Consider the following 12,132-nt stretch of genomic DNA (forward strand, 5'->3'; position numbering starts at 1 on the left):
CGATGCTGAAATACCGCGGCAGCCAATTGAGCAGGATGGGCCTGATCGGCATCGTGGTCGTGGCCTTCATCGTCGCGATCGGGTTGCAGCCCGAACAGTTGATCCAGTGGGCCACCAGCGTGCGTTACCAGGCCCGGTTCGCCGAAGCCGGTGGCCTGAGCACCGGTGCCGACGTCACGCTGTCGGGGATCAAGGTCGGCTCGGTCACCGATGTCGCACTCGACAACGGCGACGCTCTGGTGACGTTCACGCTGGCCGGCAAGTACCCGCTGGGCTCGCAGACCACCGCGCACATCCGCACCGGGTCGTTGCTCGGCGAGCGGGTGCTGACGGTGGAGCCCGCCGGCAGCGACAAGATGCGCCCGCTGGATGTCATCCCGCTCACCCGCACGTCGTCGCCGTACTCGCTGGTCGACGCGGTCGGCGAACTGACGTCCAATACCGCCGGCACCGACACCGAATCACTGAACCGTTCGTTGGACACCCTGTCGGACACCATCGACCAGATCGCGCCGCAGCTGGGGCCGACGTTCGACGGCCTGAGCAGGTTGTCCCGGGCGGTCCACAGCCGCAACGAGGGCCTCGCCGACTTGCTGAAATCGGCCGCCGAGCTCACCGGTGTGCTCTCCGAACGCAGCCAGCAGATCAACTCGCTGATCCTGGACGCCGACAGCCTCGTCGACGTGCTCAACACCCGTCGGCAGGCGATCGTCAACCTGCTGGTCAGCACGTCGGCGGTGTCGCGGCAGCTGTCTGAACTCGTCGCCCAGAACAACGAACAGCTCAAACCGACGCTGGCGAAGATCATCGAGCTGAACAAGATCCTGGAGAAGAACCGGGACAACCTCGCCAAGGCGCTGCCCGGTCTGGCCAAATACGAACTCACCCAAGGCGAGACGGTGTCCAACGGGTCCTACTACAGCGCCTACGTTCCGAACCTGTTCCTGCCGCAGCTGTTCCAGCCGTTCTTCGACTACATCTTCGGCTTCCGGCGCGGCGTCGACGCCGGGCAACCGCCGGACAATGCCGGGCCGCGTGCCGAACTGCCGTTCCCGATCAACGGGATTCCGCAACCAGGAGACCTGCCGCCCCGATGAAGACTCGTAGATCACTGCAGATCGCGGCGGCCGCCGTGGCGGCGCTGCTGGTGCTGGCGGGCGCGGGCATCCTGATCCGGCACACCGTGCTGAAGCCGACCAAGATCACTGCGTACTTCTCCACCGCAACCGCCATCTATCCCGGTGACGAGGTCCGGGTCGCCGGGGTGAAGGTCGGCACCATCGACAGCATCGAACCGCAGGGCACCCAGGCCAAGCTCACCCTGCGCGTCGACCGCAAGGTGCCGATCCCGGCCGACGCCAAAGCCGTCATCGTCGCACCCAACCTGGTGGCGGCGCGGTTCGTCCAGCTCACCCCCGCCTACCATCGAGGCGACGGGCCGACCCTGCCTGACGGCGCGGTGATCCCGCGTGAGCACACCGCGGTCCCGGTCGAGTGGGATGAGGTCAAGACCCAATTGAACCGGCTTGCCGCGGAACTGGGTCCGCGCAGCGGTGTTTCGGGAACGTCGGCGTCGCGCTTCATCGACAGTGCGGCCAATGCGATGGACGGCAACGGCGCCAAACTGCGCGAGACCTTGGCTCAACTCTCCGGTATGGCCCGGATCTTTGCCGAGGGCAGCGGAAACATCGTCGACATCATCACGGGCCTGCAGACGTTCGTGACGGCGCTGCGTGACAGCGATCAGCAGATCGTGGTGTTCGAGTCGCGGCTCGCCACGTTGACCAGTGTGGTCAACGACAGCCGATCCAACTTGGATGCCGCTCTCACCGACTTCGCCGGCGCGATCGACACGGTGCGGGATTTCGTGGCGGGGAGCCGCGCCGAAACTGCCGAGGCGCTGCGGGGTGTGGCCGCCGTCAGCCAGACGCTGGTGGATTCGAAGAACGCGATCCGCAATATCCTGCACATCACCCCGAACGCGATCGCCAACACACTCAATATGTACAACGTGACCAGCGGGACCCCGGTGGGCTCGTTCGCGTTCGCCAACTTCAGCAACCCGGTTCAGGCGATCTGCACGATGACCGGTGCGATCGGCAACGTGACGTCGACGGAGACCGGCAAATTGTGCGAGGGGTACCTCGGGCCGGCCATGCGGCTGCTGAATTTCAACGGGCTCCCGTTGCCGATGTCTCCGTATCTGACCAAGGCGGCCAGCCCGGAGAAGTTGATCTATACCGACCCGGCGTTGATGCCGCACGCCGAGCACCCGGGAAGCCTGCCGGAACAGGAACCGTCGATCTCGGCCTACACCGGGCTGCACGGCGACGTCCCGCCGCCGCCGGGCTGGACGGATCCGCTGCAACCGCGCGGTTCCCTTGCGCCCGACGGATTGCCGGCCGCAGCGACACCGCCACTGAACCCCGGAGTGCCGCTGCCCAGTCCGACCACCTTCGACGGGATGCTGCTGCCCGGCCCGCCACCTCCGGGCCCGCCGCCCGGTCTGCCCGGTCCGTTGCCGGCGGAAGGGACACCCTCGCCATGATCGGTCTACGCTCACTGCGGCGCAGCGCGGCGCTTGCCCTCGTGGTCGCCGCCACCACGACCGGCTGCGCCTTCGGCGGTCTGAACTCGGTGGCGCTGCCGGGCGTTCAAGGCCGCGGTTCCGGAGCGCAGCATTTCACCGTCCGGCTGGCCAATGTCGGGACATTGGAATCCAATTCGCCGGTGATGCTCTCCGATGTGGTGATCGGCAGCGTCGGCAAGATGACCGTCACCGACTGGCACGCCAACGTCGACATCGCGGTCAACCCCGGCGTTGAGGTCCCGGCCAATGCGGTGGCGACCGTCGGGCAGACCAGCCTGCTCGGTTCGATGCATCTGGCGCTCAATCCGCCGATCGGGCAGCAGCCGACGGGGCGGCTGGCACCCGGCGCGACCATACCGCTGAGCGACTCGTCGACGTACCCCTCCACCGAGCAGACCCTTTCGTCGCTGGCGGTAATCGTCAACGGGGGAGGGCTCGGCCAGATCGGTGACATCATCCACAACTTCAGCACCTCCATGGCGGGACGGGAGGCCGACATCCGCGATCTGATCGTCCGGCTGGACAACTTCACCGGGGCGCTGGATCGGCAGCGGAACAACATCGTCGAGGCCATCGGTGAGATGAACCGGACGGCCACGGCATTCGCCGGGCAGCGCGACACCATCCACCGTGCGCTGGACAAGATTCCTCCGGCCATCGACGTCTTGATCAAGGAGCGACCCAAGTTCGTCACCGCGTTGACCAAACTCGGCCAGTTCGGCGACCTGTCGGCCGGGCTGGTCAATGATTCTGGGCGCGAACTGGTCTCCGACCTCATCCACATCGAACCGGCGTTGCGGTCGCTGGCCAACATCGGCCCGGAGCTCAACTCGGCGGTCGCCTACGCCTCGGCTTTCCCGTACGGGCCCAATGCGATCGAGCGCGCCGTGCGGGGTGACTTCCTGAACCTGTTCGCCGTCTTCGACCTCACCAAACCGCGACTCAAGCGGGCGCTGTTCGCCGGCACCCAGTGGGGTGACGAAGATGCGAAACTCGTTCCGGCGCCCGGTGACCCGTGGTATCTGAACTATTCCTACGACCCGCTGCAAGAACCGATTCTGCAGGCTTCGAGCCAGGGCTTACCGCCGGGAACCCTCGGGTCGGGAGGCGGTGGATAGATGCTGACACGCTTCGTACGCATTCAGCTGGCCCTGTTCCTCATAGCATCGGTGATCGGCGTTTCAGCCATGATCTTCGGCTACATGCAGGTGCCGACCCTGCTCGGGATCGGCCGGGTCACGGTCAAGCTGGACCTGCCGGAGACCGGCGGGCTCTACCGATTCTCCAACGTCACCTACAACGGGGTGCAGATCGGCACGGTCACCAACGTCGAGCTGACGCCGGGCGGCGTGCGCGCCACGTTGTCGCTGAGTCGATCACCGAAGATCCCGGCGGATCTGACCGCCGCGGTGCGTAGCGTTTCGGCGATCGGCGAGCAGTATGTCGATCTGCTGCCGCGCAGCGACGGCGGTCCGTACCTGCAGAACGGCTCGGTGATCGCGGCGTCCGACACGCAAGTGCCCCAACAGGTCGGTCCGATGCTCGATCAGGTCAGTGCCCTGGTCGACAGCATCCCCAAGGACCGGCTCAGCGACTTGCTCGACGAGACCTTCCAAGCCTTCGACGGCGCGGGTTACGACTTCCAATCACTGCTGGATTCGGCGACCACGATCAGCGGTGACGCCAACCGGGTCGCCGACAAGGTGCGCAAGCTGGTCGATGACGGTGCGCCACTGCTGGACTCCCAGGAGAAAAGCACCGACGCGATCCGGACCTGGGCGCGCAGCGTGGCCGGGATCTCCGAACAGGTCGCCGTCAACGACCCGCAGTTGCGCGCGATCTTGCAGCGCGGTCCCGGATTCGCCGAGGAGGTGTCCGGTCTGATGCAGGATCTCAAGCCCACGCTGCCGATTCTGCTGGCGAACCTGAACACCCTGGGGCAGGTGTTGATGGTCTACAACCCATCGCTGGAACAGTTGATGGTGCTGTTGCCCGGATACATTGCGGCCCAGCAGTCGTTCGGTCTGCCCAAGAACAACCCGACCGGTCTGCCGCAGGGCGACTTCACCCTCACCTTCGGTGACCCCAACCCGTGCACCGTGGGGTTTCTGCCGGCCTCCTCCTGGCGCTCCCCGGCCGACACCACCACGATCGACACCCCCGATGGGTTGTACTGCAAACTCCCGCAGGATTCCCCCGTGTCGGTGCGCGGCGCCCGCAACTTCCCGTGTATCGAGCACCCGGGTAAGCGCGCGCCCACGGTCGAACTGTGCGACGACCCGAAGGGGTTCGTGCCCATCGCGATGCGTCAGCACCTCACCGGACCCGGACCCATCGACCCGAACCTGCTCAAGCAGGGCATCCCGATCGACGACCGGGCCGATTTCAACGACCGGATCTTCGCCCCGACCGGGGGCACCCCGTTGCCGCCGTGGGCCACCCCGTCGGGGACATCACCGGATTCCCCCCGGCCCGAGGTTCCGGCGCCGCCGCCGCCGTTCGCCGGGCACGACGGGAGTGCTGAGCAGCGGCCACCGGTGGCGGTGTTGCCCTATGACCCGAACACCGGCAAGTACATGACCCCCGACGGGCGCTACGAGCAGCAGACCAACCTGGTGCCCGGTTCGGGCCCCAAGACGTGGACCGACCTGATGCCGTCCTAGCCGAAGGAGGACATAACATGCAGGTACGCGAATTAGCCGCCGCGACAGCGGCGTTCGGGCTTGTTGCCGGGATGGCCTCGGCGCCGCCGGCGCATGCCGCCCTGGGCTTCGAGCTCAACGGCCCCTACCGGGTCACTTCGAGCGGAGACTGGGCCAAGACCAACGAAGTGTTCATGGACGAAGTCACCGTCTCGTCGGTGTGGACGTTCAGCTCCAGTTGCGAGAACGCGCACGTCTGTACCGGCCAGGTCAGCAGCGACCAGGGCTGGACCGCGCCGCTGGAATTTCGCACCTCGCGGTGGATCGTCGACCGCTTCCATGAGAACTGGCAGACCTGCCCGGACGGCACCACCTCGCCGGGGCGGCAGCGCTACCAGTTCCAGGGCAGCGACTCCAACGGCCAGTACGACAAACGCAACATCGACCTGCTGGTCGGCTACGACAGAACGATCGGCGTCTCGGGGGCCTGTGGACGCAACCAACCCACGGTGATCACCATGCCGCTGAGCGTGCGGCGGCTTTAGTCGGTAGGAGACACGATGCGGAACACCCGTGTGATGATGACGTTCGCCGCGGCTGCTGTGGCCGCCGGGGCGGTGGCCGCGGTGACCTCGGCGGCGCCGTCGGTGGCCGACCCCTACGTGCCGATGTGCGACGTCCCGGCGTGCACACCGGGAATCGCGCCGAATGTCGTGCTGGGTGCGCCGTGCTCCAACACCACCTACTTCGTCTTCGGGTCCGCTGTCGCAGGGCCGTCGACCCTGCCGGGCAGGCTGGTGTACTGCGGATCGCCCCGCCGGTACGAGCCGCGCTGGTTCCGTTCCCCGGAGATGCACGGCATCAAGGAGGAGAACAGCAGGTGCGACGAGTACGTCGGCGAGGTGGCGCAGGCGCCCGATGGACTCTTCCTGGCCTGCGTTGCCGACGGCGAGGCCCGGTGGCGTCGCGGAGACCTCTAGCGACACAACAATCCTGGCAAGTCGAGGGAGTCCGACCCATGATGCGAACCACTGTTGGTGCAGCGCTCGGCGCGCTGATGGTTGCAGCGGGCGCCACCGCTGTGGCACCGACGGCCGCGGCCGATATGCGCTACGGCAACTACGAGGTGCTGAGCAACCGGTGGACCGATGCGACGTGGGTGTGGGCGGCCTACCCGTGCGAGACGATGGGCAAGTTCGACGACCTGCCGGCCGGCTGTGTTGAGGTGAGCGCGATCGACCGACCGCATTTCTTCGGTCGCGGATACTACGGCGGCACCGCCAAACTGGTGGACGGTCAGTACTCGTTCACCTCGGATTACCCCAACGGTCTGACCTGCCCGTTCGGCCCGTCGATGCCGACCCGCGACACCTACACCTGGGATGCCAACACACTGGCCGGCGTCGTCGAATCACATTTCGAGGTGGGCTGTATGAATGGTCCGGGCGGGGTGAACACCTGGACGTTCGCGCTGGTGCGGATGTAGCGCCCCCGCAAGCGGGTTGGCCTACACCGGATCGAACGAGGAGATCAGCCACCGGCCGCCGTGCTTCTCCAAGCCGACCTTGACGCTGCTCATCGAGTAGGAGCCGTCGGGGTTGGTCTTGCTGATCGTGGTCTGGTTGAGATAGATCAGCACCTCGGCGGAGCCGGGACGCAACGACACGATGCCCTTGCGAACCACTGCAGCGATCGTCTGCACCTCCTTCTCTTTGACCGCCGGGGTGACGACCTTCTGGGTGAAATCGGTGTAGTGCGAGAGGAAGTCACCGGTGAGGTGGCTCTCGGCCGCGGCGAAATCCTGCTCCATCGTCTTCGGTGCGTACGTCAGTACGGCGACCGCACCGTCGGCGGCGGCGGCCATCACGGCCTGCTCGGCCGCGGGTCCGAGTTGCTGATCTGCCCGGAGCACACCGAAGTACAGCCAGCCGGCCAGCCCCGCTGACGCCAACAGCAGCAAGCCCAGGGTGGCAGCGATCCAGCGCGACGTTGAGACCGTCGGGCCGGCTTGGGATTGATCGGCAGGTGACTCCGCTGCCGCCGGATCGGCGGGCGCGACGTCGGCGTCGGCAGTCACGGAATCGTCCTCGACCGCTTCGGGTGTCACGTCATCACTGTCGGATTCGCTCATGCCGCAAAGTCCACCTTCGACATCTTGACCTGGTCGCCCTCGCGGGCCAGGTGCACGGTCAGGCGCCAACTGCGGGGTTCCTCTTTGGCTCCGGCGGTATTGGTGACCTTCGTGGTGGCCGCGACCAGCACCACCGCCTCGTTGTCCGACATCGATTCCACGCCGGAGACCACCGTGTCAACCGAGGTGACGGTTTTGGACTCGCGGGCCACCTTGGCGAAGTCGCCGGCGTGGGCTTCGAAATCCTTCTTGAACTCACCGGTGGAGTTGTCCAGAATCGCCTTGACGTCGTCGTCGACTGTCTCGTAGTTCAGTGACATCAGCGTGACCACGCCCTGACGGGCGGCCGCGGCGTACTCGCCCATTTGATGCTGGCGCTGGGCAACGTCGCGATGGTGGGACAGCATCAGCACATCAACGGCGAGGAAGCCGCCGATTGCCAGTACGGCCAGCGTCGCCGCCACCCACCCCAGTTGTCTGCGGATGCCGATGAACCCGTGCGGTTGTTCAGCCGGTTCATCGACGGCACCTTCGTCGACACCCGGCGCCAGAGCATCGGCTTCGATGCCCGCCGGCTCGACGTCCGGTGCGGTTTCCGGGTCGACCGCTTGGCTGGGTTTCGATTCGGAGCCCTGTTGCGCTTTGAGCAGCTCGGCACGGGCGCGGGCCAACTCCGCTGCAGCCTCGGCGGCCTTCGCCTCGGCTTCTGCCAGCGTCAGCGCATCCTTCGAGGTGCGCTTGGCGGCGTGCTTTCCACCACCACCCGGTTTCGCCGGATCACGCGACGGCATATGCCCTCCTGTCCGTTGTCCACCCAGCTCCGGCAGGGCCCCCCACAAGGCCAAGCACTCTCGCAAGCCCGCTCCGAAACGGTAGCACCGGGTCTCTCACCAGGTGCGGAGCGAGCAGAGCGCCCCCTTGGTGCCGGCGTCGGTGGCGACGACGACGTCGTCGATGCGCAGTTCGCAGACGAACCCGGGAGAGGCCAGCTGGGGATGCATCCCCGGCAGCGACACCACCACCATCGCCCAGTTCTGCGGGTCGGCCAGGGTGGTCTCGAAGATCCAGGGCTGGTTCGGCCCGATCGTGACGTCGGCACGCGGGCTGTATTGGTACGGGTTGTGGCTGTATTCGCCGAAGTTGGGCGGCTGAACCTCGCGGTAGTAGATGTTCGCCTGGGCGGTTTCGGTCGCACTGACCAAGTAGCGCACCCGGTGGGGTGCCGAGTCGTCGGCGGGAGCCGGGGCGGCGGTGGCAAGCGCGCCGGTGAACGCCAGGCCCAGAACCAGGGGCGACGCCGAGAACTTCCTGGTTGTCACGGGCTCCTCCGGGTGCGCTCACCTGCCAAAGACTCAAATTCTTTGCGGAGAAGAATAGCATTTCCGGTTGGGCGGCGGCGGGCGAATTGTGCTGCTCGTCAGACGCACGAATCGCCGGTGGCCGCCGCGCGTCCGGCACGGAAGCCGAACACCATCGCCGGTCCGATCGTGCCGCCGGCGCCGCCGTAGGCCCGGCCGGTCACCCCGGCCATCGCGTTGCCCGCGGCGAACAGGCCGCGGATCGGCCGCCCGGTGACGTGCAGCACGCGACCGTCGGCGTCGGTGCGCGGACCGCCCTTGGTGCCCATCGCTCCCACCGACAGCGGTACGGCGTAGTAGGGCGCGGTGTCGAGCGGCCCAAGGGTGCGACCGGCCGGGGTATCCGCCTGATCGTCGCCCCAGTACCCGTCGTAGGCGCTGGCGCCGCGCCCGAACTCGGGATCGGCGCCGGCGGCCACGCCGCGGTTCCAGGCCGCCACGGTCTGGGCCAGACCCTCCGGTTCGATGCCGGTTCGGGCGGCCAGCGCCGCCAGGTCGGGCGACTCGCAAAACCACTCCGGCGCCGCACCGCCGGGGGCGACGCCGAGGAACCCGTACCGGCGCAGGTGCTCGGCGTCGAAGACGATCCACGCCGGATCGTTGACGTAGCCGCCGCGCGGCTCCAGGTAGTGAAAGGCGCCGGCCATCGAGTTGTAGTCACATGCCTCGTTGACGAACCGCCGTCCGGACCGGTTGACGATGATGCTGCGCGGCCGGGTGCGCTCCAGTCGCACACTGCGGCTGCGCTGTTGGCCGTCTATGGTGTCGCCGGGGATCCGGACGATCGGAACCCACCACGCCTCGCCCATGTTGGCCAGGTCGGCGCCGTGTGCCATGGCCATGCGCAGCGCATCGCCGGTGTTGTTCGGCGGTGACACCGCGCCCCGCATCGGCCCCCGCAGAAAGGCTTCCACCAAAGTGGTGTCCCACTCGAATCCACCATTGGCCAGGATGACGCCCCGGCGGGCGCGCACCCGCCGCGACGTCCCGTTGGCGTCCACCCGGACGCCGGCGATACGGCCATCGCCGCCATCACCGATGAGCTCGACGCCGCGACAGCCCGTCGCCGGGGCGACCCCGGCGTCCAGCACACCCTTGAGCAACCCGGCGATCAGCGCGGTGCCGGCCACGCAGACGTTGTCCGACGCCGTGCCGATATCGGCATGCAGCCGGGCGCGGGTCTCGGCGTCGAATCCGACATTGCTGTAGTCGGCAGGGAAGGCGGTGATCCGGTCCTGCCAGGCACCCAGCCGGGAGATGTCGTAGGGCAATGGGCTCAGTGAGCGGCCACCGGACGGGCGTCCGCCGGGCAACTCCGGCTTGTAGTCCGGGAAGCCGGACGCGATTTCGAAGCGCACCTCGCTGTGCTTCTCGACGAAGTCGACCATCTCCTGGCCGGTGCGTACGAACGTCGAGACCAGCTCGTCGTCCATCGCGCCGAACGACTGCGCCCGCAGGTAGTCCAGGGCGGCCTCGACGGTCAAACCGGGGGCCCGGGTATGCGCGGGAATCCAGGCGATGCCACCGGAGACGGCGGTGGTGCCTCCCACGGTCGCGGACTTCTCGTAGACGGCGACCGAGGCGCCGTTGACCGCTGCGGTGAGCGCGGCGGTGAGCCCGGCCCCGCCGGTACCCAGTACCACCACGTCGAACTCGTCGTCCCAATCACCGACTGTCAATGACGTCTTCCTTTCGGGCGCAGCGGATTCAGCTGAGGATCTCAGACAGTTTGTCGGCCGCCGCGAGCACGGCATCCCGACCGCGCAACACGACGTCCTCGCGGTGGGAGATCAGGTTGATGCAGGTGGGCGGCGAGGGAGGCCGGCGACGGACCGGAACCGCCAGACCGAATGTTCCGGGTTCGATCTCGCCGTGGGTGACCACCCAGCCGCGCTCACGGGTCTGCTGGACGACGTCGCGTTCGTCCGGGCGCCGCGGCATGGCGGCCGACAACGCGATTCCGGCGGCGCCGAGGCTCAGCGGGTGGCGACTGCCCTCGTGGAACGCCAACTGATAGCCGACCTGGGTGGGCACGATCACGGCGACGGCCACTTGCTGGTCGCCCTCGGCCACCAGTAGCGACACGGTGGTGCCGAGTTCGTCGGCGAGCGCGCGCAGCGTCGGCAGGCTCAGCTGGCGGACATTGTTGTCGAACGAGGCGCCGAGGACGGCCAGCGCCGCTGCCGAGCGGAACCGGCCGTCTTCGCCCTTGGCCACCAATCGGTGACTCGTCAGGGTGTTCAGCAGCCGGTAGGCGATGGTCCGGTGGACGCCGATCCGGTCGGCGACCTGCTGGATGGTCAGCCCGTCGGGTGCGGTGGCCACCGCCTGCAACGCGGCCAGTCCGCGGGCCAGGGTCTGCGACCCCGGAGCGGCATCGGCGGCACCGTCGGGCTTCAGCCTGGTCATCAGGTCGGCCTCCTTGACATCCACCCATTAGAGAGTGATGCTCTTCAATATAACGTACATCCATGTGCGATAAAAGCACGCTTCAATATCGGAAAATGAGAACTGCATTTCCGTGACAGCACAAGGAGAGGTGGCCGGTGCCGGAGTTCGAGAGCATCTGGAGTGATCTTCAGGGCGTTGCGTTCGAGCAGGGGTATCTCGATGCGGGTGGGGTGCGCACCCGCTACCTCCGGGCGGGCGACCCGAGCAAGCCGGTCCTGGTGCTGCTGCACGGCTCCGGCGGGCACGCCGAGGCATATGTCCGCAATCTGGCCGCGCACGCGGAGCACTTCTGGACCTGGTCGGTGGACATGCTCGGTCACGGCTACACCGACAAACCCGGTCATCCGTTGGAGATTCCCCACTACGTGGCGCACCTGATGGATGTGCTGGACGCCATCGGTGCGCCCAAGGCCAGCATCAGTGGTGAATCACTCGGCGGCTGGGTGGCGGCGCGCGCCGCCATCGACCACCCGGACCGGGTGCAGCGCCTGGTGCTCAACACCGCGGGCGGCTCCCAGGCCGATCCCGAGGTGATGAAGCGGATCATCACCTTGTCGATGGCGGCGGTGGAGAACCCCGACTGGGAGACGGTGCAGGCCCGCATCAAGTGGCTGATGGCCGACAAGTCCAAGGGCTACGACGACATCGTGGCCAGCCGGCAGCGGATCTACCGGCTGCCCGGATTCATCGACGCGATGCGCGACATCATGGCGCTGCAGGATCCCGAGATCCGCGCCCGCAATCTGCTGGGTCCGGGGGACTACGGCAAGATCACCGCGCCGACGCTGGTGGTCTGGACCAGTGACGATCCGACGGCCGACGTCGAGGAGGGCAAGCGGATCGCCTCGATGATCCCGGGCGCCCGGTTCGAGCTGATGCCGGGCTGCGGCCACTGGCCGCAGTACGAAGACCCCGCGACCTTCAACCGCCTGCACCTGGAATTCCTGCTGGGGCGTTAGC

General features: G+C 67.2%; 13 protein-coding genes. 8 read left to right on the forward strand and 5 right to left on the reverse strand.

Features of this window, described 5'->3' with window-relative positions:
* Positions 1–2 precede the first annotated feature (2 nt).
* The 7 genes from BST10_RS09870 to BST10_RS09900 are packed head-to-tail and all read left to right on the forward strand — an operon-like array spanning position 3 to position 6,718.
* A complete protein-coding gene (locus tag BST10_RS09870; protein ID WP_083037603.1) occupies positions 3–1,097 on the forward strand; it encodes an MCE family protein in 1,095 nt (364 codons plus the stop codon).
* Positions 1,094–2,548 carry an MCE family protein gene (locus BST10_RS09875; RefSeq protein WP_083037604.1) on the forward strand — a complete coding sequence of 485 codons (1,455 nt, stop codon included), beginning with the start codon at positions 1,094–1,096 and terminating at the stop codon, positions 2,546–2,548. The genes BST10_RS09870 and BST10_RS09875 overlap by 4 nt, the downstream gene beginning before the upstream one ends.
* On the forward strand, positions 2,545–3,708 hold the full coding sequence (locus tag BST10_RS09880; protein ID WP_083037605.1) for an MCE family protein: 1,164 nt from the start codon (positions 2,545–2,547) through the stop codon (positions 3,706–3,708). The genes BST10_RS09875 and BST10_RS09880 overlap by 4 nt, the downstream gene beginning before the upstream one ends.
* Positions 3,709–5,253: an MCE family protein gene (locus BST10_RS09885; protein WP_083037606.1), complete on the forward strand. Its 1,545-nt coding sequence runs from the start codon at positions 3,709–3,711 to the stop codon at positions 5,251–5,253. It abuts the gene before it with no gap.
* 17 nt (positions 5,254–5,270) lie between these two features.
* Complete coding sequence (locus BST10_RS09890; protein WP_083037607.1) at positions 5,271–5,777, forward strand: Rv2253/PknI dimerization domain-containing protein; 507 nt, start codon at positions 5,271–5,273, stop codon at positions 5,775–5,777.
* Between the two features lie 15 nt (positions 5,778–5,792).
* Positions 5,793–6,212: a hypothetical protein gene (locus BST10_RS09895; protein WP_083037608.1), complete on the forward strand. Its 420-nt coding sequence runs from the start codon at positions 5,793–5,795 to the stop codon at positions 6,210–6,212.
* A gap of 38 nt (positions 6,213–6,250) precedes the next feature.
* Positions 6,251–6,718 carry a hypothetical protein gene (locus BST10_RS09900; RefSeq protein WP_083037609.1) on the forward strand — a complete coding sequence of 156 codons (468 nt, stop codon included), beginning with the start codon at positions 6,251–6,253 and terminating at the stop codon, positions 6,716–6,718.
* Between the two features lie 21 nt (positions 6,719–6,739).
* On the opposite strand, the gene BST10_RS09905 is transcribed toward BST10_RS09900, so the two are convergent.
* The 5 genes from BST10_RS09905 to BST10_RS09925 all read right to left on the reverse strand — a co-directional run bounded on the left by BST10_RS09905 (position 6,740) and on the right by BST10_RS09925 (position 11,130).
* Entirely contained in the window at positions 6,740–7,363 is a 624-nt protein-coding gene (locus BST10_RS09905; protein WP_083037610.1) for a twin-arginine translocation pathway signal, read from the reverse strand.
* Positions 7,360–8,154, reverse strand: a complete 795-nt coding sequence (locus BST10_RS09910; protein WP_083037611.1) for a hypothetical protein — start codon at positions 8,152–8,154, stop codon at positions 7,360–7,362. The genes BST10_RS09905 and BST10_RS09910 overlap by 4 nt, the downstream gene beginning before the upstream one ends.
* Positions 8,155–8,250: 96 nt before the next feature.
* Complete coding sequence (locus BST10_RS09915; protein WP_083037612.1) at positions 8,251–8,682, reverse strand: hypothetical protein; 432 nt, start codon at positions 8,680–8,682, stop codon at positions 8,251–8,253.
* A gap of 98 nt (positions 8,683–8,780) precedes the next feature.
* Entirely contained in the window at positions 8,781–10,400 is a 1,620-nt protein-coding gene (locus tag BST10_RS09920; protein WP_083037613.1) for an FAD-dependent oxidoreductase, read from the reverse strand.
* A gap of 28 nt (positions 10,401–10,428) precedes the next feature.
* Complete coding sequence (locus tag BST10_RS09925) at positions 10,429–11,130, reverse strand: IclR family transcriptional regulator (RefSeq protein WP_083037655.1); 702 nt, start codon at positions 11,128–11,130, stop codon at positions 10,429–10,431.
* Positions 11,131–11,267: 137 nt separating this feature from the next.
* Between BST10_RS09925 and BST10_RS09930 the strand changes: the two genes are divergently transcribed.
* Positions 11,268–12,131 (forward strand): alpha/beta fold hydrolase, encoded by an 864-nt coding sequence (locus BST10_RS09930; protein WP_083037614.1) that lies wholly within the window; start codon positions 11,268–11,270, stop codon positions 12,129–12,131.
* Position 12,132: the final 1 nt, after the last annotated feature.

It is taken from the genome of Mycolicibacter algericus DSM 45454 (genome assembly GCF_002086455.1).
Lineage (GTDB): Bacteria > Actinomycetota > Actinomycetes > Mycobacteriales > Mycobacteriaceae > Mycobacterium > Mycobacterium algericum.

Bases quoted from the DNA above. Each gene is read 5' to 3' on its own strand.
- BST10_RS09870 (WP_083037603.1), top strand. From the start codon at position 3: ATGCTGAAATACCGCGGCAGCCAATTGAGCAGGATGGGCCTGATCGGC.
- BST10_RS09875 (WP_083037604.1), top strand. From the start codon at position 1,094: ATGAAGACTCGTAGATCACTGCAGATCGCGGCGGCCGCCGTGGCGGCG.
- BST10_RS09880 (WP_083037605.1), top strand. From the start codon at position 2,545: ATGATCGGTCTACGCTCACTGCGGCGCAGCGCGGCGCTTGCCCTCGTG.
- BST10_RS09885 (WP_083037606.1), top strand. From the start codon at position 3,709: ATGCTGACACGCTTCGTACGCATTCAGCTGGCCCTGTTCCTCATAGCA.
- BST10_RS09890 (WP_083037607.1), top strand. From the start codon at position 5,271: ATGCAGGTACGCGAATTAGCCGCCGCGACAGCGGCGTTCGGGCTTGTT.
- BST10_RS09895 (WP_083037608.1), top strand. From the start codon at position 5,793: ATGCGGAACACCCGTGTGATGATGACGTTCGCCGCGGCTGCTGTGGCC.
- BST10_RS09900 (WP_083037609.1), top strand. From the start codon at position 6,251: ATGATGCGAACCACTGTTGGTGCAGCGCTCGGCGCGCTGATGGTTGCA.
- BST10_RS09905 (WP_083037610.1), bottom strand. From the start codon at position 7,363: ATGAGCGAATCCGACAGTGATGACGTGACACCCGAAGCGGTCGAGGAC.
- BST10_RS09910 (WP_083037611.1), bottom strand. From the start codon at position 8,154: ATGCCGTCGCGTGATCCGGCGAAACCGGGTGGTGGTGGAAAGCACGCC.
- BST10_RS09925 (WP_083037655.1), bottom strand. From the start codon at position 11,130: ATGACCAGGCTGAAGCCCGACGGTGCCGCCGATGCCGCTCCGGGGTCG.